The organism is Bradyrhizobium liaoningense (assembly GCF_018130825.1).
Lineage (GTDB): Bacteria > Pseudomonadota > Alphaproteobacteria > Rhizobiales > Xanthobacteraceae > Bradyrhizobium > Bradyrhizobium liaoningense_B.
Genome location: NZ_JAFCJS010000003.1, coordinates 161,313 through 185,399 on the forward strand (window position 1 = coordinate 161,313; position 24,087 = coordinate 185,399).

Annotated in this window: 19 protein-coding genes; 3 read left to right on the forward strand and 16 right to left on the reverse strand. The window is 65.6% G+C overall.

The features are described from left to right. Window positions 1-7: 7 nt before the first annotated feature. On the reverse strand, window positions 8-1,375 hold the full coding sequence (locus JQ603_RS14270) for an MmgE/PrpD family protein (RefSeq protein WP_212341518.1): 1,368 nt from the start codon (window positions 1,373-1,375) through the stop codon (window positions 8-10). Between the two features lie 124 nt (window positions 1,376-1,499). Here JQ603_RS14270 and JQ603_RS14275 point away from each other — a divergent pair, with 124 nt between their 5' ends. After that, on the forward strand, window positions 1,500-2,615 hold the full coding sequence (locus tag JQ603_RS14275; protein WP_212340258.1) for an FUSC family protein: 1,116 nt from the start codon (window positions 1,500-1,502) through the stop codon (window positions 2,613-2,615). 61 nt (window positions 2,616-2,676) lie between these two features. Here the strand turns inward: JQ603_RS14275 and JQ603_RS14280 are convergent, their stop codons facing one another. The 15 genes from JQ603_RS14280 to rpsT all read right to left on the reverse strand — a co-directional run bounded on the left by JQ603_RS14280 (window position 2,677) and on the right by rpsT (window position 22,445). Next, the gene (locus JQ603_RS14280; protein ID WP_212340260.1) at window positions 2,677-3,990 is read right to left on the reverse strand and encodes an SMI1/KNR4 family protein; all 1,314 of its coding nucleotides are present in this window, start codon (window positions 3,988-3,990) and stop codon (window positions 2,677-2,679) included. A 71-nt stretch (window positions 3,991-4,061) separates the two neighbouring features. Then, complete coding sequence (locus tag JQ603_RS14285; RefSeq protein ID WP_212340262.1) at window positions 4,062-4,721, reverse strand: 2-hydroxychromene-2-carboxylate isomerase; 660 nt, start codon at window positions 4,719-4,721, stop codon at window positions 4,062-4,064. Beyond that, a complete protein-coding gene (locus JQ603_RS14290; protein ID WP_212340264.1) occupies window positions 4,718-5,206 on the reverse strand; it encodes a DUF2867 domain-containing protein in 489 nt (162 codons plus the stop codon). The genes JQ603_RS14285 and JQ603_RS14290 overlap by 4 nt, the downstream gene beginning before the upstream one ends. Then, window positions 5,203-6,597, reverse strand: a complete 1,395-nt coding sequence (locus tag JQ603_RS14295) for an MATE family efflux transporter (RefSeq protein ID WP_212340266.1) — start codon at window positions 6,595-6,597, stop codon at window positions 5,203-5,205. Before JQ603_RS14295 ends, JQ603_RS14290 begins: the two co-directional genes overlap by 4 nt. Before the next feature lie 323 nt (window positions 6,598-6,920). Continuing rightward, window positions 6,921-8,216 (reverse strand): UDP-N-acetylglucosamine 1-carboxyvinyltransferase, encoded by a 1,296-nt coding sequence (gene murA / locus JQ603_RS14300; protein WP_212340270.1) that lies wholly within the window; start codon window positions 8,214-8,216, stop codon window positions 6,921-6,923. A gap of 262 nt (window positions 8,217-8,478) precedes the next feature. Next, entirely contained in the window at window positions 8,479-8,943 is a 465-nt protein-coding gene (locus tag JQ603_RS14305) for a hypothetical protein (RefSeq protein WP_212340278.1), read from the reverse strand. 162 nt (window positions 8,944-9,105) lie between these two features. Further along, a complete protein-coding gene (locus JQ603_RS14310) occupies window positions 9,106-9,783 on the reverse strand; it encodes a phospholipid scramblase-related protein (protein WP_212340280.1) in 678 nt (225 codons plus the stop codon). A gap of 315 nt (window positions 9,784-10,098) precedes the next feature. Next, a complete protein-coding gene (gene gyrB / locus JQ603_RS14315; protein ID WP_212340281.1) occupies window positions 10,099-12,534 on the reverse strand; it encodes a DNA topoisomerase (ATP-hydrolyzing) subunit B in 2,436 nt (811 codons plus the stop codon). Window positions 12,535-12,817: 283 nt separating this feature from the next. Further along, the gene (locus JQ603_RS14320) at window positions 12,818-13,501 is read right to left on the reverse strand and encodes a hypothetical protein (protein ID WP_212340282.1); all 684 of its coding nucleotides are present in this window, start codon (window positions 13,499-13,501) and stop codon (window positions 12,818-12,820) included. Window positions 13,502-13,642: 141 nt separating this feature from the next. Next, window positions 13,643-15,796 (reverse strand): hypothetical protein, encoded by a 2,154-nt coding sequence (locus JQ603_RS14325; RefSeq protein WP_212340283.1) that lies wholly within the window; start codon window positions 15,794-15,796, stop codon window positions 13,643-13,645. A 115-nt stretch (window positions 15,797-15,911) separates the two neighbouring features. Continuing rightward, window positions 15,912-16,655 (reverse strand): hypothetical protein, encoded by a 744-nt coding sequence (locus JQ603_RS14330; protein WP_212340284.1) that lies wholly within the window; start codon window positions 16,653-16,655, stop codon window positions 15,912-15,914. Window positions 16,656-16,756: 101 nt separating this feature from the next. Continuing rightward, entirely contained in the window at window positions 16,757-17,902 is a 1,146-nt protein-coding gene (recF, locus tag JQ603_RS14335; protein WP_212340285.1) for a DNA replication/repair protein RecF, read from the reverse strand. Between the two features lie 203 nt (window positions 17,903-18,105). Next, complete coding sequence (gene dnaN, locus JQ603_RS14340) at window positions 18,106-19,224, reverse strand: DNA polymerase III subunit beta (RefSeq protein WP_018644236.1); 1,119 nt, start codon at window positions 19,222-19,224, stop codon at window positions 18,106-18,108. A gap of 263 nt (window positions 19,225-19,487) precedes the next feature. Beyond that, window positions 19,488-20,900 carry a chromosomal replication initiator protein DnaA gene (gene dnaA, locus JQ603_RS14345; RefSeq protein ID WP_212340286.1) on the reverse strand — a complete coding sequence of 471 codons (1,413 nt, stop codon included), beginning with the start codon at window positions 20,898-20,900 and terminating at the stop codon, window positions 19,488-19,490. A gap of 1,278 nt (window positions 20,901-22,178) precedes the next feature. Continuing rightward, the gene (gene rpsT / locus JQ603_RS14350) at window positions 22,179-22,445 is read right to left on the reverse strand and encodes a 30S ribosomal protein S20 (protein WP_027563963.1); all 267 of its coding nucleotides are present in this window, start codon (window positions 22,443-22,445) and stop codon (window positions 22,179-22,181) included. A gap of 372 nt (window positions 22,446-22,817) precedes the next feature. Here rpsT and JQ603_RS14355 point away from each other — a divergent pair, with 372 nt between their 5' ends. Then, on the forward strand, window positions 22,818-23,135 hold the full coding sequence (locus JQ603_RS14355) for a hypothetical protein (RefSeq protein WP_212340287.1): 318 nt from the start codon (window positions 22,818-22,820) through the stop codon (window positions 23,133-23,135). A gap of 173 nt (window positions 23,136-23,308) precedes the next feature. Continuing rightward, the gene (gene msrA / locus JQ603_RS14360) at window positions 23,309-23,965 is read left to right on the forward strand and encodes a peptide-methionine (S)-S-oxide reductase MsrA (RefSeq protein ID WP_212340289.1); all 657 of its coding nucleotides are present in this window, start codon (window positions 23,309-23,311) and stop codon (window positions 23,963-23,965) included. The last annotated feature ends 122 nt before the right edge of the window (window positions 23,966-24,087 follow it).

Below are 24,087 nucleotides of genomic sequence, written 5' to 3' on the forward strand. Positions count from 1 at the left end.
CTAGCTCTTACCTCCCCAACTCCGTCGCCTTGGCCACGCGATCGAACCGCTCCAGCGTCATGATCGCATCGGCAAATTTCTCCGCCCGCGCATTCAGCACCGGGCGGGCCAGCGTCAAAAACTTCTGCTGCATCGCCTGGGTGTCCGGGAACGAGGTCGGCTCTCCGGACGGATCGGCATAAAGCCGCTCATGGACGCCGTCGTCCGTGGTGATGCTGACGCGCGCGCCAAAGGGATGGGTGCGGCCGACCTCGAGGCGATCGTCCTGGACCACGTCGAACTTGTCGGCGAGCGCGTCGATCGCGGCGTCGCCAAGGCGGCCATAGTCATCCCAGCCGAACGAGCCCTGGTCGAGCGCGAGCGCGCCGGTGAAGAACATCGAGAACTGGCCGCCGACGATCGAGCGCGGGTGGCGCTTGGTCGCGGCATCGCCGGTCAGCGTGATGCCGTTCCGATGCAAACCGATCTCGACGCGCTTGACCTGGTCCGGCGTCAGATTGTGCTCGCGCCGCATCGCGATCAGCGCGTCGATCGCGGCATGGGTGTAGCGGCAGCTCGGATACGGCTTCACGCCGATCTTCATGGTCTCATAGGTCTTGCCGAGCTCGGCCACCGCCTTGTCCGGATGCGCGTCGTCGGTGTAGCCGGCGAGCAGGCCGTGCTTGCCCTCGACCGATTCGGTCGCGCCGACGAAATCGTTGCGCGCCAGCGTCGCGGCGATCACGCCGTTCATCGCGGCGGCGCCGACCTGGTAGCGCTTGTTCCAGGCGCCGTTGACCAAAAATTGCAGCGAGCCCGCGGCCTGGCTGCCGGAGACGCCGAACGCGGCGATCAGCTGCTGCTCGCTGAGGCCGAACAGCTTGCCGGCCGCCGCGGCGGCGCCATAGGTGCCCGCGGTCGCGGTCGGATGGAAGCCGCGCGCATAATGCGAGGTCGGGTCGAGCGCGTTGCCGAGCCGGCAGCACACCTCATAACCCGCAACGATCGCGGTGAGCACGTCGCGCCCGGAGGCACCCACCATCTCGCCGACGGCAAAGGCGGCTGGAACCACCGGCGCGCTCGGATGCAGCGAGGAATCGGCGTGGGTGTCGTCGAAGTCGAGGGAATGGCCGAGCGCGCCGTTGAGGAGCGCCGCGACCGCGGGCGTCCAGGTCTTGGTGTCGCCGAACACGGTGGACTCGCCTTTGGTGTCGAGCGCCAGCGCCTCCAGCATCTTCAGCATCGATGGGGTCGATTCCGCCTCGCGCCGTGCCCGGATGGCGCTGCCGAGGAAGTCCAGCGTCAGCACTTTTGCCCGCTCCAGCACCTCCGCCGGAATATCCTGGTATTTCAGATTGAAGACGTAGGCGGCGAGCGTTGCGGTTTCGTGGGCCATCATGTTTCCTCGTTTTGGCGGGCAAGTTAGGCGGGCTGATTTGGCCTTTCAAGCGGCCTTGCGGCCGCGGGCATCAGCTATGCTTTTGCTTGGGCGTATGAGGATCGGACCGGGATAGTCGAGCATGGCATTCGCAGGGAAGGTGTTCGAGCGGATCCGGTCGCGGCGCACGCAACTGGGGCTCGCGATCCGGGTCACGGTGGCCGCGACCGCGGCCTATGCCATCGCCACCGCGTTGCATCTGCTATTGCCGCTCTGGGCGGTGCTGACCTCGCTGATCGTGACCCAGATGAGCGTTGGCCGCTCGCTGAAGGCGACGCGCGACTACGTGCTGGGCACGATCGGCGGCGCCATCTATGGCGGCACGATTGCGATCATGATCCCCTATTCGAGCGAGGCGGGCCTGCTCGGTCTGCTCGTACTCTCGGTCGCCCCGCTCGCCTTCATCGCCGCGATCAATCCGAGCCTGAGCGCCGCCACCGTCACCGCGGTGATCGTGCTGCTGGTTCCGACCATGCATCATTCCGATCCCATGACCTCGGCGATCGACCGCGTCAGCGAGGTCGGCGTCGGCGCCATCACGGGCCTCTTGGTCTCGTTCCTGGTGCTGCCCTCGCGCGCGGTGCGGCAGATTCGCGCCGCCGCCGCGCAATTGCTCGAGCTGATCGCGGATGCCCTCACCGAGCTGCTCGCCGGCCTGACGCGCGGCCGCGACAACGACGCGCTGCACCTTATCCAGGACGGCATCGGCACGGCGATGGTCGGCATGAATGCGATCGGCGCCGAGGCCGAGCGCGAGCGTGCCGCGCGGCTGTCGAGCGGGCCCGACACCGGCCCGCTGCTGCGCACCGTGCTGCGGCTGCGCCACGACGTCGTGATGATCGGTCGCGCCACGGTGGTGCCGCTGCCGGTCGAGGTGCAGATGCGGCTTGCAGCTCCCTTGAATGAGGTCTCGACCGTGATCGCGCGCTTCCTGCGCTCGGCCGCCGCGGCCTTGCGCGAGGGCGCCGGAGCGCCGCCGATCCATCCCGTGCACGTCGCGCTTCAGCATTACGCCGAGGCGGTCGCATCCGTCCGTCATGACGGCCTGATCCGCGGTCATCCCGGCGACACCGCCGAGCGCTTCTTCGCGCTCGGCTTCTCCCTGGAGCAGATGCACCAGAATCTCTGCGATCTCGACCGCGTCGTCGGCGAATGGTCGGAAATCGCAACCGACAAGTCCGTGCGCGTGGCGGAGTAAGCAGAGCGTTTTCAAGCGAAGTGGATGCCGGTTCGCGAAGAAAACGCGTCAAAATAGAGTGCTAAAGATCGAAGAACGCGAGCTGCGTTGCATCGCGCCGCTCGATGCCGTCCGTCAGCGCTTTCAGCGCGATGTCGAAGCTCGGCTGCTTCTGCTCCAATTCCCAAGCGCCGTCGTGATCCCATTGGAAGCACCAGCCATAGCGCTCGCCGGGCTCGAGATGGAGCAGCAGGCAGCGGCTGACCTGCGAGGGTTCGGCGATCGGAATCAGATGCTTCAATGAAACGCCGTACGCCTTCCGGAAATAGGCGCAGGCCTCTTCGAGCTCGTCCTCTGAATAGGCGATGAAGTCGAGGACATTGCGCAGCTGCGCGGCGAGCTCGCCCGGCGCATAGAAGCGCAGCTCGGAGGAGGATTCGGGCAGGCGCACCAGCAGTTCGGTCTCGCCCCGGGTCCGCAGGAAGTCGCGATAGTCGTCGGGCAGCCGGACGCCGAGCGTCTGCTCCGCAGCGCTGATATCCGCGTCGCTGACCGGCGTGGCGGGTCTCCAGCGCCAGCCCTTGGCCGATGTCCCCGCCTTGCGCCGCGCTTCATATTCCGCATATTCGGGAAGCCGCATGATGACGTCGTAGCCGCCGAAGCGCGACCATTGATAGGCGTCGTCGAAGGCTTCCTCCCGCCGTTCGGGAAAGAAGCCGCAGAGAAGTTCGGCACGCTGGCGAATGCGATCATGGCTCGGGGCGGTCCGGCATAAATGCTCGACGATCGCCAGCGCAGCGGCCGGATTGCTGGCGAGAAGATAGAGGCCGCTCAGCAACTCCAGGATCTCTCCTTCGAGGTCTCGCTCCGAGATGGACCATGCATAATGCGTCTGTCCGGCAGCCCGCCGTGCGTTGAGCGCAGCGCGCGCCTGGTCTGCATAGCGCAGGGTCTGCGCGAAGTCCTCGCCTGCGGTCTTGCCGTGATCGGCGGCGAGCAACAGATAAAGCGGCTCGTGCTCGGCCGGCGTGCCCCTGAGCGCTGCGATCTGCTTCGCCTGCTCGGCCAGCGGCGAACCGAGCACCAGGATCATCAGCTCATCGAGGCCCTTCTGCCAGTCCGGCTTGGCCTGCGGATCAGGTCCGAGGTCGCGCAGCGTGTAGTCGGTATGATCAGTCTCGACATAGCCCGCCGCGACCAGCTCGGCGACATGGCGGCGGAACGCCGCGGCGGCGTCCTCGATGTCGGAAAAGTCCTTGCGCAGATATTGATCCGATTCCGGATCGTCCTCCCGGTTCATGCGGACGCCGATCACCATGGGATCATTGCCCACGATCAGCATCAGCTCGCGATCGTCGTCGCCGGGCGGGCGATGGAAGAACTTTGCCAGATGCATGCGACCTCCGAAGGCGCCGCCGGCATCGGGGCGCCACGTCTCAGTCGCTCGCTCGAAGCAACCGGTTCACGTCAGCCGGGCTGACGCCGCGCGAGGCCCTTGCCCTGCATGCGCCAGAGCAGCAGGTCGATGCGGTCCTGGCCGAAGAACGGCTCGTTCTCGAACACGAAGGTCGGCACGCCCCAATGGCCCGAGGCGGCGTGGTCCTTCTCGTTCTCCGCGATCACCTGCTCGTAGCGATCCGGGTCGGCGATGATCGCTTCATCCATGGCCGCGAGATCGAAGCCGGCCTTCTCGGCCGCGCGTGCGAGATGGTCGCCCTCGTTCCAGCCCGAGACCGAACCGTCCCACAGCACGCGGGCGATCGCGTCTGTGAAGGCGAGCGAGCGTCCCTCAAGCTGCGCCATGGCGCCGAGGCGAGTCAGGCGATGGATGTAGGGCTGCTCGGCCGCGACGTCGAGCGTCGTCAGGTCCTGCACGACCGGATTGGGCCGGGGAAAGCGGAACGGAATGCCCTCATGCTCCGCCACGCGCGTGCTGTCGAGGACCACGTAGCGGATGAATTGCGGATTGGTCTTCTTGAAGAAGCCCGGCACGCGGATCGCCAGCGGATAGACCGGACGCAGGTTCACCGCGAGATCATACTCTTTGACCAGCTTCAGTGTCTTGGGCAGCGCCAGATAGCTGAAGGGACTGCGGTAGGAGTAGAAGAGGTCGACGGACAGCGTCATCGGGCCGCCTCCACGATGCGTCCCATCATGCCGCGGACCACGAGCTTGTGGAAGGGCATGATGAGGGCGAGGTAGCTCCGGCCCAGAAGATTGTGCGTGCGCACCAGCGTGGTCGAGGTGACCTGGCGGCTCGCGGTATCGCCCGCGACCTCGACGACGAGGCGGAAGTCGAGATGAGAATCGTTGAAGCCGGCGACCAGCTGCTCCGGCGTCTCGCTCACCACCGGAAACAGGCCGATCAGGCCGTGCGGCGCCGGCGCGCCTTCGCCCGAGGTCTTCAGCCCGAACGGTGTCACCAGAATGTTGCGCAGCCGCAGCAGCACGTCGATCCAGCGAGGTCCGTGCAGCACCATCCGGACGCAGGCCTCGCGCGCATCGATCCTCGCCGCGCCGATCTCGACGCGAAACGCATCGATGAACTGCGCGCCCGCCAGCACCGCGCCGGCGTCGACATTGGGGGTGACTTCGCGGACCGTCCCGATCATCCCGCCAGTTTGCGCGCCAGCATCCGGAAGCGCAAGATCAACAGGGCGGCATAGACGAACGAGCCGATCGAGAAGCCGATCCAGACGCCGACCGCGCCCAGTCCCGTGTGGAAAGCCAGCACCCAGGCGATGGGAAAGGCGACGCACCAATAGCCGATCGCCGCGAACACCAGCGTCATCCGGGTGTCATTGATGCCGCGCAGCGCCCCGCCCATGATGGTCTGGAGGCCGTCGGCGATGAAGAAGCTCGCGCCGACCAGCAGCAATGTCGCCGTCAGCTCCACCGTTGCCGCGCTGGCCTCGCCGCGGCCGAAGAACAGCCGCCCGAGCTCGTAGCGGCCGAGAACGATCGCGACGGTCAGGGCGGAGACGAACGCGATCCCGAGCACCGCTGCGACGAGACCCGCGCGCCTCACCGCGACCATGTCGTCGCGGCCGAAGGCGTGGCCGACGCGCACTGTTGCCGCCATGCTGATGCCCAGCGGCACCATGAACAGCACGGCGGTGACCTGGAGCGCGATCTGGTGCGCGGCGAGCGCCGTGGTCGAGATCAGCCCCATCAGCAGCGCGGCCGAGGAGAACAGGCCGTATTCCAGCAGCAGGGAAAACGAGATCGGCGCGCCGACCGCGACGAGCTGGTGCATCAAGGGCCAGTCGATCCGCCAGAGACGGGCGAGCGGATGATAGTCGGCGAACGGTTTGCGCAGCCCTGCGATCGCGAGCGCGGCGAGGAAGGTGCCGAGATTGACCAGCGTGGTCCCAAGCCCCGCACCGAACAGGCCGAGCTCCGGCAGCCCGAACCGGCCGTGGATCAGCGCATAGACCAGCACGGCATTGACCGGGATCGCCGCGACCGTGATCCACAGCGGCGCCTGCGGCCGGTTCACCGCGCTCATCATGCTGCGCAGCGCGATGAAGCCGAGCGCCGGCGCAATGCCCCAGGCAAGGCCGTTCAGGTAGCGCTGCGCCAGCGCGGCCGATTGCGGCACCTGACCGAGCGCGAGCAGGATCTGCTCGCCATAGAGCGGCGAGGCCATCATCGGCAGCGAGATCAGCAGCGCGGCCCAAAGGCCGACACGCAGCGAGCGGCGGATGCGCCTGACATCGCCGGCGCCGAACGCCTGCGCCGCCAGCGGCGACACCGCGGACATCAGGCCGAGCCCGAAGGTGAAGCTGACGAAATAGACCGTATGCGCCAGCGCGGCGGCGGCGACCGCGCTCTCACCGAGGTGACCGATCATCGCGAGATCGGTCGTGATCATCGCGATCTGCCCGAGCTGCGTCAGCATCATCGGCACGGCCAGCCGCAGCGTCTCGACGAACTCGTCGGCGAGACGGCCTTGCGGCACGCCGGCTTGCGGCTGCGCTTGATGTTGGACGGTGTCGAGCATGGCGGCTCATTAGCACAGCCACACGTCGAAAACATGGCCCGTGTCCCGGACGCAGTGCAGCGCGTAGCGCTGCTCCGCAGAGCCGGGACCCAGAAGCCAGCAGCGCATCACCGATGTGCTGCGCTGCGTCCGGGGCACGAGATGGGTGTGGGATGCTCTATCCGCTAGCTCGGAATCGTAGGGTGGGCAAAGGCGCACTTGCGCCGTGCCCACCACCTGTCAAATGCTGCATGGAAGCCGTGGGCACGCTTCGCTTTGCCCACCCCACGATACTGTGGGAAGGGCACCACCTTCTCCCGCAAGGGGAGAAGGAAGAAAGAACCTCAGCTCTTCCGTTCCGGCACGCGCTTGATCTTCGCGCCCAGCGCGTTCAGCCGTTCCTCGATGCGCTCGTAGCCGCGTTCGATCTGGTCGGCGTTGTTGATCGTGGACGTGCCCTCGGCGCAGACGGCGGCCAGCAGCATCGCCATGCCGGCGCGGATGTCGGGCGAGATCATCGATGCGCCGCGCAGGCGGCTGGGGCCTGCGATGATGGCACGATGAGGATCGCAGAGAACAATTCTTGCGCCCATCGCGATCAGCTTGTCGACGAAGAACATCCTGGATTCGAACATCTTCTCGAACATCAGGATCACGCCTTCGCATTGCGTGGCGGTGACGATCGCGATCGACATCAAATCGGCCGGGAAGGCCGGCCACGGCTGGTCCTCGAGCTTGGGCACATGGCCGCCGAAATCGTCCTGGATCTTCAATGTTTGATTGGATGGCACGATGAGATCGTCGCCCTCGACCCGGCAGACGATGCCGAGCCGCTCAAAACCCATGCGGATCGAGCGCAGATGCTCGACGCCCGATCGCACGATGCGAAGCTGCGAGCGCGTCACGGCGGCAAGGCCGATCAGCGAGCCGACCTCGATATGGTCGGGCTGGATCCGGTAGGTCGTTTCTCCCAGCGTCGCCGGACCATGGATGACCATGGTGTTGGTGCCGATGCCCTCGATCTTGGCGCCGAGCGCGACCAGGAAGTTGGCAAGGTCCTGCACATGCGGCTCGGACGCGGCGTTGCGTAAATATGTGACGCCGTCCGCGGCGACCGCCGCCACCAGCGCGTTCTCGGTCGCGGTCACGCTCGGCTCGTCCAGGAACACGTCGGCACCGGCGAGCTTCGCCGCGCGGAATTCGAGCCGGTCGGTCGCGGTGACCTTCGCGCCGAGCTGTTCGAGCGCCAGCACATGGGTGTCGAGCCGGCGCCGGCCGATGACGTCGCCGCCCGGCGGCGGCAGCATCACCTCGCCGCAGCGGGCGAGCAGGGGACCGGCGAGCAGGATCGAGGCGCGGATGCGGACGCACAGCTCGGGGTCGAGGTCGGCGGCGCGGATGCTCTTGGCATGGATGTGAAGCGTGTTGCGCGCGGTCCATTCCGCGGAAGCGCCGACCGAGCGGATCAGCTCGACCAGCGTCTCGGTGTCGCGGATCCGCGGCACGTTCTCCAGCGTCACCGGATGCTCGGTGAGCAGAGCGGCGGCGATGATCGGCAGCGCCGAATTCTTGTTGCCGGACGGCTCGATCGAGCCCGAGAGCCGGTGACCGCCCTCGACGATGTACTGGATGGGCGCCACGGGGATCTCTCCGTCCTGATGGGTTGGGGCGGGCTGCTTTGGAGGCGGAAACTATAGGGAATTGAGCGCGGTAGCAATTGTGCAGGGCGCGATTCGGAGCCTGCTTGCCGGCCTTGGAGACGCCGCCAGACCCTCATGGTGAGGAGCGCGGAACGCGCGTCTCGAACCATCAGAGGCCCGGCTTTCGCCCCCGGCTATCCTTCGAGACGCCCGCTGTCGCGGGCTCCTCAGGATGAGGACCTGAGTTCGTGGCAGGCGCCCGTCAAAGCAGTCCGATGATATTTCCCACCACATAAAGAATGACGATCAGCATCAGCACGCCCATGGCCAGGAAGGAGATTTCGACGGCAATGGCGCCGGCCCCGAGCGCGGCTGCGACGCCTGAAAGGAGCCGTTCCTCGCGAAACACGAGGGCCAGGACCGAGAGCAGGATGGCAAGCAGGCCGAGCGAGATCGCACCGATCGAGGACGCCTCCCTCAACTGGCTTCCCGTCGACTTCTCCCGCGGCGGGGCCTGGTACTCGACGCCCTTGACGCGCGCGATCAGGCGATCCTTCAGGCGATGGCCGGTATCGACGATCACCTTGTCCGCCGGCGGTGGCGGGTAGATCACCGGGATGACCCAATGTGGCAACACGGCCGCGATCAGCGCCAGCACGCCGACGATGCTACCAATCACGCCGAGACGGCGGGAGGGGAGGGCAGGGCTGGTTGCGGAGGCGGTCATGGCGTGGCGCTGTCCCGGCCGGAATTGGCCGCTGGGTTCATGCCATTTGGTCGTGATGGCGGAGGGTGAGGTTCAGGGGCTGCGGCTCTAGCCCGGTTGCTCGGTGTTGCCGCAACGGTGATCTGCTTCCTCTCCCGCAAGCCGGAGAGCTTACATCGCGTTTCAATTGCGGAACAAATTGATTGCGCCGCCCTCGCCTTTGACTTCGAAATACATGAGATCGATGTAGATCGCAGCCGCAAGAACCAGCGCTCGTTCATCTTCTGTCAGGCTGCGTTCCAGATACTCCACCAGAAAATTATCGTGGTCGGTGAAAAGTTCAGCGCCGAGGCCGGACCATTTTTTCGCAACGCGCGCGTGCTCTCGCCCTCCGCGCATGAACGGAAAGGTCCATACGCGCCAAAATGGCGAACTGACTTCGAGCACCACTCTCCCCTGCGCATCGTGCACATGGAAGGTCTTGGTGAGAATCGAAAACTGACGCTCGATGGTTCCGATGAGGCGGCTGTCGCGCGAACGCAGCTCCAGACACTGAAAGAACCAGCGGAAGGGATGAATCCCGCGCATGACCGGCTGTCGGGCGCCGTCGAAAAAATGAACCTCAAAAGAGCGCCAATGCCCAAATGCCTGGCGTCCGAGGAAGCCGAGAATTCCCTTTTGCTGTTCGGCCGCATAGAGCAGATCGCGGCCATTTTCATCGCGGATGCGATACTTGTTGCGGGTTTCGAAGCCGAAGAGTTCGGCCATTTCGAAGACCTGCTGCACGTACATTTGGCGCTGCTCGGCTAAAATCGGCAACATGTCGCTCGGACCTCTTCCAAGATCTGCCTTCAGGTCCATCGCGCCGGCTCCACATTGGCTCCGGCGCCCTCGTCCAGCGAGCTGCGTGAAATTCGCGTTGGCAACGTGGCACGCGGCCGATGGGCCTACGCCACTTCGTCGCGATTGCGGGGGGTGAGGTTCAGGGGATGCGGCGGCACGTTTGGTATCGCCACGAAGGTGGTGCGCCCCCTCTCCCGCTTGCGGGGGAGGGTTGGGATGGGGGGGCTTCCGCGTCGGGATTATTGAGGAAGTCTCTGCGTGGCGAAAACCCTCACCCGCCGCGCTCTGCGAGCGCGTCGGCCTCTCCCGCAAGCGGGAGAGGCACGGAAGACCTCAGATATCGATCGTCGCGCTGAGCGAGTGTTCCTGAATGAAATCGCGGCGGGGCTCGACCACGTCGCCCATCAGCTTGGTGAAGATGTCGTCGGCCTCGTCGACCTCCTTGACCTTCACCTGCAAGAGCGAGCGCACCTCGGTGTCGAGCGTGGTCTCCCACAGCTGCTCCGGGTTCATCTCGCCGAGACCTTTGTAGCGCTGCAGCGTGATGCCCTTGCGCCCCGAATCCGTCACCGCCTCGAACAGGTCGGACGGACCGTGGACCACGTGCTCGCTGTCCTTGCGCCGCAGCTTGCCGGAACGGGCGTAAACGTCCTGGAGCTTCGTCGTGTACTCGTCGAGCTTGCGGGCCTCGGCCGAACCGAGCAGCGCGTCGTCGATGATGGCCGATTCCTTGACGCCGCGCACGGTGCGCTCGAACAGGAAACCCTGGCCCTCGACGAATTGGCCCACCCAGCCGCGTTCGACTTCCTCGGCCTGGTTGTCCAGGCGGCTCGCGATGTATTGCGCGGCCGCGGCCGCATTCTCCGGATTACCGTAGATCGATTTGTTCAGCACGCCGGTGATGGCGGCCTGCTCGACCACCTTTCGGTTATAGCGGCTGTGCAGATTGCGCAAAATGCTGCGGACCACGCGGGCATCGTCGACCAGCGCGCGCAGATCGCGGCCGGAGCGGTCGCCGCCGGTGCCGGGGATGTACACGCAGTCATCGAGCCCGGCGTCGATCAGATAGTCTTCCAGCGCCCGCTCGTCCTTCAGATACTGCTCGGACTTGCCGCGCGAGACCTTATAGAGCGGCGGCTGGGCGATATAGAGATAGCCGCCGTCGATGATGTCGCGCATCTGCCGGTAGAAGAAGGTGAGCAGCAGCGTGCGGATATGGGCACCGTCGACGTCGGCGTCCGTCATCACGATGATCTTGTGATAGCGCAGCTTCTCGACCGAGAAGTCGTCGCTGATGCCGGTGCCGAGCGCGGTGATCAGCGTGCCGATCTGTTCCGACGACAGCATCTTGTCGGGGCGCACACGCTCGACGTTGAGGATCTTGCCGCGCAGCGGCAGCACCGCCTGGAACTCGCGGTTGCGGCCCTGCTTGGCGCTGCCGCCTGCCGAGTCGCCCTCGACGATGAAGAGCTCGGACTTGGCCGGATCCTTTTCCTGGCAGTCGGCGAGCTTGCCGGGCAGCGAGGAGACCGAGAGCGGGCTCTTCCGCGTCAGCTCGCGCGCTTTTCGCGCGGCTTCGCGGGCGGCGGCGGCCTGGATCACCTTGCCCACGATCATCTTGGCCTCGGAGGGGTGCTCCTCGAACCAGGCCTGGAGCGCCTCGTTGAGGACGTTCTCGACCACGGGACGCACTTCCGAGGACACCAGCTTGTCCTTGGTCTGCGACGAAAATTTCGGGTCCGGCACCTTCACCGACAGCACGGCCGTCAGGCCTTCGCGGCAGTCGTCGCCGGTCAGCGCGATCTTTTCCTTCTTCGCATTGGCCTCGGCATAGCCGTTGACCTGGCGCGTCAGCGCGCCGCGGAAGCCGGCCAGATGGGTGCCGCCGTCACGCTGCGGGATGTTGTTGGTGAAGCACAGCACGTTCTCGTGGTAGCTGTCGTTCCACCACAAAGCGGCCTCGACGCCGATGCCGTTGGCTTCCGAACGCACCATGATCGGCGTCGGCACCAGCGCCTTCTTGTTGCGGTCGAGATATTTGACGAACTCCTCGACACCGCCGGAATAGTACATCTCCTCGCGCTTCTCGACCGCGTGGCGCATGTCGGAGAGCGCAATGTTGACGCCGGAATTGAGGAAGGCGAGTTCGCGCAGGCGATGCTCGAGCGTGGCGAAATCATATTCGATGTTCTTGAAGGTCTCGGTCGAGGCCAGGAACGTCACCTCGGTGCCGCGCTTGCCCGGCGCGTCGCCCACGACTTTCAGCGGTGCGACGGCATCGCCGTGGGCGAACTCGATGTAGTGCTCCTTGTCGTCGCGCCAGATGCGCAAGCCGAGCTTGCTCGACAGCGCGTTGACGACGGAGACGCCGACGCCGTGCAGGCCGCCGGAGACCTTGTAGGAATTCTGGTCGAACTTACCGCCGGCGTGGAGCTGGGTCATGATGACCTCGGCCGCCGAGATGCCTTCGCCCTTGTGGATGTCGACGGGAATGCCGCGGCCGTCGTCGCGCACGGTGACGGAATTGTCGGCGTTGAGGATCACGTCGACGCGCGTCGCATGGCCCGCGAGCGCTTCGTCGATCGCGTTGTCGACGACCTCGTAGACCATGTGGTGCAGGCCCGAGCCGTCGTCCGTGTCGCCGATATACATGCCCGGGCGCTTGCGGACGGCGTCGAGACCCTTGAGCACGCGGATCGATTCCGCACCGTATTCGCTCGGATTGGAGGGCTCGTTTTCGGCAGCGGGCTGCCGAGCAGGTTCTGTCATGAGAGGCCTTCGAAATGTCGCCCGAATCAGCGGCGCAAAAGGCGCTGATTTGCGAGCTATTTGTGCCATGAAAGACCGCTTGCGCCTAGCGCAAAGTATCCTCCGGCAACCCTTTGAGCAGATAGGGTTTTTCTGCCGGTTTTCAAGGCTTTTGAAGGTCGATTCGGAGGCTCGCGAAAAGCCCGATTCGAGGCGCCGTTTTGGGCCTCTGGAAGGCGTGGTTTTTGCGGGGCGCAGAGGCCTGTTCCGAGCCGCCGTGGCGCCCCGGAACAGGCTACTCGGTTCAGTAGATCTGGGACGGCTTCTTGTCGTCGCTGAGGCTCCAGGCCTCGCCTGAGGCCAGGGTGACGGTATCGGTGCGCAGCAGAAGGCCCCACGCGCGCAGCTCGTAGGAATACGTGCCGGGCGGCAGATCCAGCGTTTGTGGATGATTTTCGCCGCCAGCGATCTCAATGGTTTGATCGTTGATCACAAGCGAAGCCACGTCTGGCCTTAAGTAGCCGAATATCAGCCGCGCTTGTCCTGATGTCGGCAGGACATTGGCCTCGGCCGCGGCCTCCGGATTCCTTTGCGCCAGGCTGACCGTGGTCTCGCCCTTGGCGCGGCCAAGCTTCAGGGTGGCCGGGCCCTTTGGGGAGGCGAAGGCCAGTTGCACGCGATCGGCGGCGATCACCGCGTCGTCCGGCTTCTCCTGCCAGCCGCGCTTTCCGAGCTCCCTGCGGTAGAAGGCCAGCACCTCGCCGAGCTCCGCGGGCACGCGCGCTTCGATCTCGAGCCGGAGCGGGGCCTTGGCGCCATGGGCCTGCGTGGTGTGGAATTGGCTGAAGCTGCTTTGCTTCGGTGCCGGCATGGCGACGTCGGGATCTGCCGTCAGCGGCTCGTTCGAACAGCCTGCGAGAAGAGTGAGGGCGCACGCCAATAGCCGCCATCGTGCCGGGACCTTCGTCCCGCGCCTTGCCGTCGTCATGCTCGCTCTCCAGGGGTATCGCGCGTCGTGATCTTCGCGCGATGCAGCGGCTGCGACACATCCCGCCGCCGCTTCCAGACGACTAGTCGCCTCGGGAACCGGACAGGTTCAACCTGGCCGTTACAGGCACAGGCGGCGGGATCAATACATCTGCAGCGGCAGCACCTCGCCGGTCGGACCCACCATGAGGCCCCAGGCATCGCCGGCGGCGACCGTGAGGCTCTCGGCGCGGGCCGGACGCCCAGGCATGCGCAGCGCGTACTGGTATGTCCCGGGCGCCAGATCAAGCATCGGACCTTTCGGCGATTGCGGGCCGCCGGCGCCGGCCGCGATCTTGACGGTCTGCTTGTTGATCGTGAGCGAGGCTTCCTTCGGCCCGATATTGCCGAACATCACCCGGGCCTGGCCCGGCTTGGGCATGATGTCCGCCTTGGTCGCGGCATCTGGATTCTTCTGCGCCAGATTGACCGTGGTCTCGCCCCTGGCGCGGCCGAGCTTGAGCACCGCTGGTCCCTGCGGCGAGGTGAATTCGATCTGCGCGCGCTCGGCGGAGACAGTCGCGCCCTCGGTCTTTTCCTGCCAGCCGAGCTTTCCAAGCTCGGTGCGGTAGAACGCCAGCACGTCGCCGAGCGGGGCCGGGATGCTGGCTTCGAGCTCGCGGCGGAACGGCATCTCCGTGCCCGGCAGCTTGGTGGTGGCGAGCGAGGTCGACGACCGCTGCGTCGGCACGGGCAGCTGGGATTCGGGATCGGGCTTGAGCGGCTCGGAGGATTTGGCCTGCACCTCCGGGACGGCCGCGGGCTTCGCGGCAGCCACGATGAGGCCGGAACCGTTGGCGCTGACATTCACCTTCGGGCCCATCTGCATCACGGTCATCGAGATCGACTTGCCGGCCTTTGAGAACGTCATCACCGCCATGTTGGGCTGGTTGATAACGGAGGGCTGCTCCTTCCAGCCCGCATTCTTCAGCGAAGCGCGGTAGAAGGTGCCGAGCGCCTTCACGCTCGAGGTGGAGGAGAATTCCAGCCGGCCGTCGCCGCCTTCGAACTTCACGCTCTCGGCGGTCTCGGGCAGCGGCACCGGTGTCTTGCTGTCGGCGAGCGCATTGAGCGGCGCATCGGACAGCGCGGCCGCCTGCACCTTGCGCCGCGCTTCGTCGGCAGCAATGAGCTGCTTGGCTGCACCTAGCGCATCCCCAAGGAATTTCTCGTCGGCTTCCTTCTTCGCCTTGGCGCGGGCGGCGAGCGCGGATTCCTTCACCTGCGCGGTCAGGCTGACCATGGTGAAATCGTATTTGCGGCCGAGCCGCAGCACGCCGGTTTCATCAGTGTTGGAGATCTTGATCGCGACCTCGTCGCCGGGCGCGAGCGGCGCGCTGCCGTCCTCCTGCCAGCCGCGCGCGGCGAGCTCGCGATGATAGAACGCCAGCACGGCCGGCAGCTCGGCCATCGCGGCCGCCGACATCTCGCGCTTGTTGGAGTCTGCGCTGCCGAGGCTCTTGGCCGTCTTGGTCGGGCTAGGCCGCGGCAGGCCGGCAAGATCGCCATCGGCCTTGAGCTCGCCGGGCAAGGCGAACGGCGCGACGCGGATGTCGACATTGGTGCGGCCGTCGTCGCGGCGCGTCAGCGTCAGCATGACGGGCTTCTGCCTGTAGAAGCCAGTGACCTCGCTGTCGGCATGCTCGTAGAACGCGCGCACGCCGTTCGGAACGGTCTCGTCCAGGCTGCTCGTCCAGCGCGCCGCCGTTTCCGGCGTGAGCTTGCGCCAGCCGATCGCGTCCATCTGGGTCTTGTAGAATTCCGATGTTGCCTCGAGCGCGCTGGGCGCGACGCAGCCGAGATAGGGCCTCGTGCCGTCGAACATGATGTCGCTCGCGCCGTCGGGAAACGGCACGTTGCTGTAGATCCGGTCGGTCGAGTAATAGACCACGGACTGGTCGGGCCGGCCGAGGGCTTGCGTGAAATGAACGGACAGGCCCTGCCGTCCTTTCTTGAAATTCAGCGTGGTGCTCTTCTCCTCCAGCGGGCGCACATAGGGCACCCAGCCGTTCGCGCTGAGGAGCTTCTTCACCGCCGGCGATGTCACCGCTTCTGGCGTCGGCATGCGATATTCGACGCGATATGGGTCGGGGCGCGACGTATCCTCCACCGCGCCCTCGAGCTGCGGCAGCGCGTGGACGTCGACGATGCCCTCATCAGCGGCGGCCGCGATCGAGCAGCTCGCCATCAGGAAGAGGCCGCAGGCAAGCAGCCGCCAGCGTGCCGGGACCTGCGTCCCGCGCTTGATCATCGACATCGCCAAAACTCCTGGATTTCGCGCGGGTCGACCCCTCGCGCAATTGCAGGCTGCGACCCCATGGGCGCGGCCTCAGACGAGGAGTCGCGGCAGGAACCCGTGAGGTTCAAAAAGCTCAATAGAGCAGGAGCGGCGACCATGCCTCGCCGTCGCGCCCGATCGTGAGCTCCCAGGTGTCGCCGGCTGCGAAGTTGAGGACTTTCGTGGTGACCGGATGGCCAGGCACGCTCACCTCGTAGGCGTATTTGCCGGGCTGCAGATCCAGCGACACCGCACGGGTGCCGGCGGCTCGCTTGAGGGTCTGGTCGTTGATGGTGAGCGTGGCTTCGGTCTCGCTGATATTGGAGAACACCAGCATGGCCTGGCCGGGCTCGGGCATGACCCTCGCATTGGCCGCGACGGATGCGTTTTTCTGCACGAGGTTGACATTGGTGCCGGAGTCCTTGCGGTCGAGCGCCAGCATGCCGGGTCCAACCGGGGAGACGAAGGCGAGCTGGACGTGATCGGCGGAGATCACCGCGCCATCGTGCTGCTCCTGCCAACCGAGCTTTCCGAGCTCGGTGCGGTAGAAGGCGAGCACGTTGCCAAGCTCGGCGGGCACGGTGGCCTCCAACCTGGTGCGAAGCGGCGTCTCGACGCCCTGGACGACGGTGGTGTGGATTCCCCTGTAGCTGTAGCGGGTCGGCGCGGGCAGCTTGGTGTCGGGGTCCGGCGTCAGCTCGGCCGAAAACAGTGCTGACACATGCGTCACCCAGGCGCTGGCGCTTGCCGCAAGCAGGCAGCTTGCGAGCAAGACGAGGCCGCACGCAAACGCCCGCCATCGTGCCGGGGCCTGCGCCCCGGACCTTACCGTCCGCATCTCACTCTCCAAGAGATTGCGCGTCATCTCATCGCGCGGTGACGGCTGCGACACCGTCGGCGCGGCCTCGCACAGCTAGTCGCTGACGGAACCGGGCGGGTTCAATGCGAAGGCGACCGGGCCGATACGCGTCCGCTCTCGACGTCAAACACCTCGCCGCCGGCGCCAATCTCGGCGAAGGCGGCGGGGTCCGCGCCGGTCAGCCAGACCTGCGCGCCCAGCTTGCGCAGCTCGTCGAACAGCGCGGCGCGCCGGTTCGGATCGAGATGGGCGACGACCTCGTCGAGCAGCAGCAGCGGCACGATGCCGGTCATCTCGGCGACCAGCGTGGCGTGCGCCAGCACGAGGCCGATCAACAGCGCCTTCTGCTCGCCCGTGGATGCGTCGCGCGCGGGCATGCTCTTCGGCGCGTAGATCACCTGGAGATCGGTGAGATGCGGGCCGTCGGTGGTGCGGCCGGCGATGGCATCGCGCGGACGGTTGTCGCGCAGGATCTGGCGATAGCGGTCCTCGACCGACGTCGCGGTCTCGGTCAGTAGCGCGTTCTCCATCCAGCCGTCGAGCGCGATCTGCGCCGACGGAAATGCGGATTGCTGTGCGCGTGCATTCAACATGCCGGTCAGCCGCGCTGCGGTCTGGCCGCGCGTGGCGGCGACCGCGACCGCAAGCTCGGCGGTCTCGCGCTCGATCGCGTCACACCAATGGTCGTCGTAATTGCGCGTCTCGAGCAGGCGGTTGCGCGAGCGCAGGGACCGTTCGAGCGCGTTGATGCGGCTGGAATGCTCGTTGTCGATGGCGAGCACCAGGCGGTCGAAGAAGCGCCGCCGCTCGGAGCCTGCGCCCATGAACAGCCCGTCCATCGCCGGCGTCAGCCACACCATGCGGATGTGGTCGCCGAAGCTGGCTGCCGAATTCACCGGCTCGCGGTCGATGCGGCAGCGCCGGCTCACAGTGCTGTCCGCGCGCGGCGCATCGATGCCGGTGCCGAGCGTGGCGAGCCCCAGCGCGCCCTCGACCTGCGCGGAGACCGCCCAGGAGCCGTCGCCCTGGTTGTCGGCAACGTCTTCCAGCGTCGCGCGCCGCAGGCCCCGGCCTGGCGACAGGAACGAGATCGCCTCGATGCAATTGGTCTTGCCCGCCCCGTTCGGCCCGACCAGCGCCACCATGTCAGCCGCCGTCTCGAGCCCCGCCGCCCGATAATTGCGAAAATGCGTCAGCGTCAGGCGATGAATGCGAGAGGGGGTCATGAGTTGTTCGTCGTGAACGCGCGCTCTCCCTTTGCGGGAGCATGCCGTAGGGTGGGCAACGGCGCGCTCTGCGCGCGCCGTGCCCACGTCTTGCTTTGATCCGTGCCGCTGCATCGTGGGCACGCTTTCGCCTTCGCTCTTCGAGCTACGGCGCAAGCTTTGCCCACCCTACGGCTCCGATGGATGGCGAGGGAGCACCTCCCTCACACCCGCATCGGCATCAGCACGTACAGTGCGCTCTTGTCGTCGCGGTCCTGGACCAGGGTGGGCGAGCCGGGGTCGGCGAGCCGGAGCGTTGCGACGTCGCCTTCGATCTGGGCGGCGATGTCGAGGAGGTAGCGGGAGTTGAAGCCGATATCGAGCGCGTCGGAGGCGTATTCGACCTCGAGCTCTTCGGTCGCGCTGCCCGAATCCGGGTTGGTCACCGACAGCACCAGCTTGCCCGCCGACAGCGACAGTTTGACCGCGCGGCCGCGTTCGCTCGAGATGGTGGAGACACGGTCGACCGCGTTCTCAAAATCCTTCTTGTCGACGACGAGCTCCTTGTCGTTGCCTTGCGGAATGACGCGGCCATAGTCGGGGAAGGTGCCGTCGATCAGCTTCGAGGTCAGCACCACGTTGCCGATCGTGAAGCGGATCTTGGCCTGCGACAGCTCGATCGTCATCTCGGCGTCGGTGTCCTCGATCAGGCGCTGCACCTCGCCGACGGTCTTGCGCGGCACGATCACGCCGGGCATGCCCTCGGCGCCCTTGGGCTGGACGAGGTCGAGCTGGGCGAGGCGGTGGCCGTCGGTGGCAACGCCGCGCAGGGTCGCGGCCTTGGCGGTGCCCGCGGCATGCAGATAGATGCCGTTGAGATAGTAGCGCGTCTCCTCGGTCGAGATCGCGAACTGGGTGCGATCGATCAGCCGCTTGACGTCCTTGGCGGCGAGCGAGAACGAATGCGACATGTCGCCGGCGGCCAGATCCGGGAAATCATTCTCCGGCAGCGTCTGCAGCGTGAAGCGCGAGCGGCCGGCGCGGATCGCCAGCACGGCGCGGTCGCCGTCGGCCTCGAGCACGATCTGCGAGCCGTCCGGCAGCTTGCGCACGATGTCGTAGAACATGTGCGCCGGCACGGTGGTGGAACCGGCGGTGGCGGTTTCGGCCGCAAGCGTTTCCGTCACCTCGAGGTCGAGGTCGGTCGCCTTCAGCGACAATTTGGCGTTCTCGGCGCGGACCAGCACGTTGCCGAGGATCGGGATCGTGTTGCGGCGCTCGACCACGCGGTGGACATGGCCCAGTGACTTCAGGAGTTGCGCGCGTTCGACCGTAACCTTCATTTCACTACTCGCCCGATCCCCAAGGAAAACTCAGCGTTGAGAAGGCCGGGCGGCGGGACGCGCGCCACGGCACCGAAGACCCCGAAAAGCCGGATCATCCAGCCGATATGACCAAAGCCGTCAGGGTCGCGCAAGGTGGCTCGGATGGCCCCCGGATTCAAGGGATCGGGGGGCAGTTCCCCACGATTAACAGCCTCAAACGAAGACCGCCGCCCAGGCGTGGCCGGGGCGGCGGGAGAAGGGCGGGGAGGAGGCCTAGGCCTTTATTCCTGAAGCTGGCGCTTCAGCGATTCCACTTCCTCCGACAGCGCGGTGTCCTTGGAGACCAGCGCCTCGATCTTGCGCACGGCATGCAGCACCGTGGTGTGGTCGCGTCCGCCGAAGCGGCGGCCGATCTCGGGCAGCGAGCGCAGGGTCAGCGTCTTGGCGAGGTACATCGCCACCTGACGCGGGCGGACCACGTTGGCGGTGCGGCGCGAGGACAAGAGGTCGGAGCGGCTGACATTGTACTGCCGGGCCACCACGCGCTGGATGTCCTCGATCTTGATCCGCTTCGGCTCCTGCGGCCGGACCAGGTCGCGCACCTCGCGCTCGGCCATCTCCAGCGTCACCGGCTGGTTGTTGAGCTTGGAGTGCGCCAGCAGGCGGTTGATCGCGCCTTCGAGGTCGCGGCCGTTATGGGTGATGGTGCGCGCGAGATAATGCAGCACCTCCTCCGGCACGTCGAAGGTCGCATGATGGGCGCGGGCAGCGGCGACGCGCGACTTGAGGATGCCGTGGCGCAGCTCCTCGCCGAGCGAGCCCATCTCGACCACGAGGCCGCCGGCAAGGCGCGAGCGGACGCGGTCATCCAGGCTCTCGAGGTCGGACGGCGGACGGTCGGCCGCGATCACGACCTGGCGGCCGGCATCGATCAGCGCGTTCAGCGTGTGACAGAACTCGGCCTGGGTCGACTTGCCCTGCAGGAACTGCAGATCGTCGATCACCAGCACGTCGATGCCGCGCAGCGCTTCCTTGAAGGCCAGCGCCGTCTGCGTCTTCAGCGCGGCGACGAAGCCGTACATGAATTTTTCCGCCGTGAGATACAGCACCTTGCGCTCGTTGCCGGAATTGCCGGCCCAGGTCACGGCCTGAAGCAGATGCGTCTTGCCGAGGCCGACGCCGGCATGGATGTAGAGCGGGTTGAACATCACGGGGTCGCCGCGGCGACCCTCGGCGACCTGACGCGCGGCCGCATGGGCCAGCGTATTGGAGCGGCCGACGACGAAGCTCGCAAAGGTCAGGCGCGGATCAAGCGGCGAGCCGCCGAGTGCATCATGATTGGCCGAGACCGGCGCGGTCGCGGTCGAGCGCAGCTCGGGTGCGGGCGCGCGGCGTGCCTCGACCGGCGCGGGCGCTTCCTTCGGCTGCACCACCGGGCGCACCGCGGAACGGACCGTGAGGTCGATGCGATGCACTTCCGGCATCTCGGCCTGCCAGCACGACAGCACGCGCTCGGCATAATGAGCCTGGATCCAGCTCTTCAGGAAGCGGGTGGGCACCGAGAGCCGCACGCTCTCCTCCTGCACGCCTTCGAGATCCATGCGAGCAAACCAGCTCGTATAGACGTCCTCGCCAACGCTCGAGCGCAGCCGACCCTTCACGCGTGACCAGCGATCCTGTTCCGATGTGTTCATCGTCAAAACTTCTCTTGAGAGCTCAGATTGAATTTGTGAGCGCCATGCAGGGTTCCTGCCGGAATCCCCGGAATGGCGCGACCTCAAGCGAGTCCATCGTCAGACATGGCTCGACCGTTCGGCGCGAAGCGCCGCGGGTCAGATCAGCGATGTCATTGATGGAGGGGTCGCGAGGTCAGCGCGTACTCGACGCGCCCGTGCACGTAGGAGGCTGGCCACAGGACGGATCGGAAACGGCATCGTCGAGCGATGGAACTTGAATCAATACCGCGTTGAATCCGTAGGACATGATACCCTCCCCGTCCTGCCGTGATCGCTCACGACAAGGTCCTGCGTAAAAGACAACCGCGCCGTACTCCTGTCGCGGATGCCTGCCCGTCTGCACTAGTCGTCCACTCGGCTTCGCCATCGCGTATGTCGGGGTAGCTGCAAGATGTCTCTCATTTGCGCTTGGCGCGAGCGAGATGCTTGAGATCCCGCTTGGAGACATTCAGACAAAGAACTACCATTCCCATATTGCTATGGGTTTTGAACCGACAATCGCTTGTTGAAGCGTCGCCAACGTGCACACCGCCGCCGATTTGCACGCTCGCCCCGTTTCCGATACCGCGCTGGTCTCAAGATCGTGGGCGCCGCGAACGACTTAAGGAATACACTATGCGGAAAGACTCGCAACGGAATTGATTCACACTTGAGGCATCAAAAAACTTGACCTCGGTTAACGTCGCGCGCCACTTGTGCACAGGCTCCGAAGCAAGTTTTTGGATTCGTGCACAGAATCGAAAATGCGGCGCTTCGTGTGACAATTCCCCGCCACCGCCAAAAATTTTTTACAAAAGCGTCACGCATCCGACGCGCAAGCGACTTTTCCAAATGCTTGTCGCCGCTATGTCGATAAGTGATTAGCGAGTCATCGTTTTTTGAGTCTCGTTTCACAGGGTAACTCCACCTGTGGCAGCATCCCGGTGAATCTACGGTGTGCAGAACTTTTCCGCGCGCGGATTCAACTTAGCCCCGCGCCGCAGGGGTTTTTCGCAACGCAGTGTAAGTTTCCGCTGTTGCAAAAACATCCGCAGGTAGAGCTGCGGAACGCATCATAGTGCGCACGACGCAAATCTTCCACTCGGAGATTGCGAGGCACGTGCCTGCTTGCGTGAATATGACAGGCAACAAAAAAGCCCGGCGCGATGCCGGGCTCTTTGTCGTGCTGATCGGATCAACCGATCAGATGATGTCGCAAGCTCACCTGCGAGCTGACTCGCAAGTCTACTTGGAAGCTTACTTGGCGAGCTTGGCGATCTGCGCGGTGAGGCGCGAGACTTTGCGGCTGGCGTTGTTCTTGTGAATGATGTTGCGCTGGGCGGCGCGCATCAGGGCGGGCTCGGCATTCGCCAGCGCCTTCACGGCGGCGGCGCGGTCGCCGGTCGCGATGGCTTCCTCGACAGTGCGCACGGCGCCGCGCATCTGGGTGCGGCGCGACTTGTTGACGGCGGTGCGGCGGGCGATCTTGCGCGTCGCTTTCTTGGCGGAAGTGGTATTGGCCATGGTCTCAATATCCTTTGCGGGTACCGGTCGCGTCTTGGTCGGGTAGCGCCGGCTTGCTTGACCGCGGAATCGACGCTCGGATTTAGGGTGTTCGGTTGCTGGGCCGTTCCCGGAACACGAGGCCTAAAAAGCCTGCAACTGCTCAAAGAACAGCGGCGGCAGGATTGCGCCCGCCGCCAGTTGGCGCCCTTATAGAGAGGGTCTGTGGCACCGTCAACGCTTTCCGGGCTGGAAAACCGGCCTCAAGCGGGCCAGACGGGGGCCGTAACGCCCTGAACAGGTTGAATTTCTGCCGTCCCCCGGCTATTGGCTGGCGGCATTTCGTCGGTGTTTCCAGGGCTCGTCCGATCGGACGACCGTATAGGGTGAGGCATGATCCGCGGCTTTTTCCGACTGATTGGGCTGTTGCTGCTCGCCGGCGGGTTCATCTTCATGGTCTATGACGGCGCCCGCTGGGTCGCCGACCAGACCCTGCGGTTCACCCGGTTCGGCCAGTTCTGGAACGACATCAACCAGGCCAGCCAGACGGCATTCCGGACCTGGGTCGAGGCCAAGGCGCCCTGGCTCTGGACCTCGGTGATCCGCCTCGTGCTGGACCAGCCGGTTTTCGCCGTCCTCGGCATTCTCGGTATCCTGCTGATGGTCCTGTTCCGGCCGCGCAAGCCGCTGATCGGCTATACCCGGGATTGAGCTCTCAATTCCCGCCGGGATTGAGCTTTCGATTCCCGCGAGCGAACGCCGCATCGGGCGCGGCGTAACAGGGCTGCCCTCGCCTGCGTATAAGCCTATATTCCCACCTGATCGCGAGCACGCCGCCTGAGCGCCTGGCTTTGGCGACGGACAGCTCGTTTCGGAGATTGTCCATGCTGTTCATGCGCAAGACCACCGCATTGCCAAGCGCAGCTGAAGCGCTGCCCGGCCGTGCGCAAGCCATCCCGACCGCGACCACCCATTTCGTCAACGGTGCGAAGTTGCAGCCGCCTTATCCCGCCGGCCTCGAGCAGGCGGTGTTCGGGCTCGGCTGCTTCTGGGGTGCCGAGCGCAAGTTCTGGGAGCTCGGTGACGGCATCTACACCACCGCCGTCGGCTATGCCGGCGGCCACACGCCGAACCCGACCTATGAAGAAGTCTGCTCGGGCCGCACCGCCCACACCGAGGTCGTGCTGGTCGTGTTCGATCCCAGGAAGATCGCCTACGAGCGCCTGTTGAAGACGTTCTGGGAGAGCCACAACCCGACGCAGGGCATGCGCCAGGGCAACGATGTCGGCACGCAGTACCGAAGCGCGATCTACACTTCCACGGATGCGCAGAAGAAGGCGGCCGACGAGTCCAAGGCGCTCTACCAGAAGGCGCTTGCCGCGAAAGGTCTCGGTGCCATCACCACCGAGATCGCACCGGCCGGCGAGTTCTATTTCGCCGAGGACTACCATCAGCAATATCTGGCGAAGAATCCCGCCGGCTATTGCGGTCTGGGCGGCACCGGCGTGTCCTGCCCGATCGGCGTCGGCGTGGGCGCGTAGTCGAAATCTCCGCCGCGACGATGCGGTCGCAGCGTGCGCATCTTACCCTCCCCTGGAGGGGGAGGGTCGATCGCGCGTAGCGCGAGCGGGGTGGGGTGACGGTCTCTCCACGTCCAACAGTG

What these genes read in the sequence shown, in the direction of transcription:
- JQ603_RS14270 (WP_212341518.1), bottom strand. Translation starts at nt 1,375, where the DNA reads ATGGCCCACGAAACCGCAACGCTCGCCGCCTACGTCTTCAATCTGAAA.
- JQ603_RS14275 (WP_212340258.1), top strand. Translation starts at nt 1,500, where the DNA reads ATGGCATTCGCAGGGAAGGTGTTCGAGCGGATCCGGTCGCGGCGCACG.
- JQ603_RS14280 (WP_212340260.1), bottom strand. Translation starts at nt 3,990, where the DNA reads ATGCATCTGGCAAAGTTCTTCCATCGCCCGCCCGGCGACGACGATCGC.
- JQ603_RS14285 (WP_212340262.1), bottom strand. Translation starts at nt 4,721, where the DNA reads ATGACGCTGTCCGTCGACCTCTTCTACTCCTACCGCAGTCCCTTCAGC.
- JQ603_RS14290 (WP_212340264.1), bottom strand. Translation starts at nt 5,206, where the DNA reads ATGATCGGGACGGTCCGCGAAGTCACCCCCAATGTCGACGCCGGCGCG.
- JQ603_RS14295 (WP_212340266.1), bottom strand. Translation starts at nt 6,597, where the DNA reads ATGCTCGACACCGTCCAACATCAAGCGCAGCCGCAAGCCGGCGTGCCG.
- JQ603_RS14305 (WP_212340278.1), bottom strand. Translation starts at nt 8,943, where the DNA reads ATGACCGCCTCCGCAACCAGCCCTGCCCTCCCCTCCCGCCGTCTCGGC.
- JQ603_RS14310 (WP_212340280.1), bottom strand. Translation starts at nt 9,783, where the DNA reads ATGGACCTGAAGGCAGATCTTGGAAGAGGTCCGAGCGACATGTTGCCG.
- gyrB (WP_212340281.1), bottom strand. Translation starts at nt 12,534, where the DNA reads ATGACAGAACCTGCTCGGCAGCCCGCTGCCGAAAACGAGCCCTCCAAT.
- JQ603_RS14320 (WP_212340282.1), bottom strand. Translation starts at nt 13,501, where the DNA reads ATGACGACGGCAAGGCGCGGGACGAAGGTCCCGGCACGATGGCGGCTA.
- JQ603_RS14325 (WP_212340283.1), bottom strand. Translation starts at nt 15,796, where the DNA reads ATGTCGATGATCAAGCGCGGGACGCAGGTCCCGGCACGCTGGCGGCTG.
- JQ603_RS14330 (WP_212340284.1), bottom strand. Translation starts at nt 16,655, where the DNA reads ATGCGGACGGTAAGGTCCGGGGCGCAGGCCCCGGCACGATGGCGGGCG.
- recF (WP_212340285.1), bottom strand. Translation starts at nt 17,902, where the DNA reads ATGACCCCCTCTCGCATTCATCGCCTGACGCTGACGCATTTTCGCAAT.
- dnaN (WP_018644236.1), bottom strand. Translation starts at nt 19,224, where the DNA reads ATGAAGGTTACGGTCGAACGCGCGCAACTCCTGAAGTCACTGGGCCAT.
- dnaA (WP_212340286.1), bottom strand. Translation starts at nt 20,900, where the DNA reads ATGAACACATCGGAACAGGATCGCTGGTCACGCGTGAAGGGTCGGCTG.
- rpsT (WP_027563963.1), bottom strand. Translation starts at nt 22,445, where the DNA reads ATGGCCAATACCACTTCCGCCAAGAAAGCGACGCGCAAGATCGCCCGC.
- JQ603_RS14355 (WP_212340287.1), top strand. Translation starts at nt 22,818, where the DNA reads ATGATCCGCGGCTTTTTCCGACTGATTGGGCTGTTGCTGCTCGCCGGC.
- msrA (WP_212340289.1), top strand. Translation starts at nt 23,309, where the DNA reads ATGCTGTTCATGCGCAAGACCACCGCATTGCCAAGCGCAGCTGAAGCG.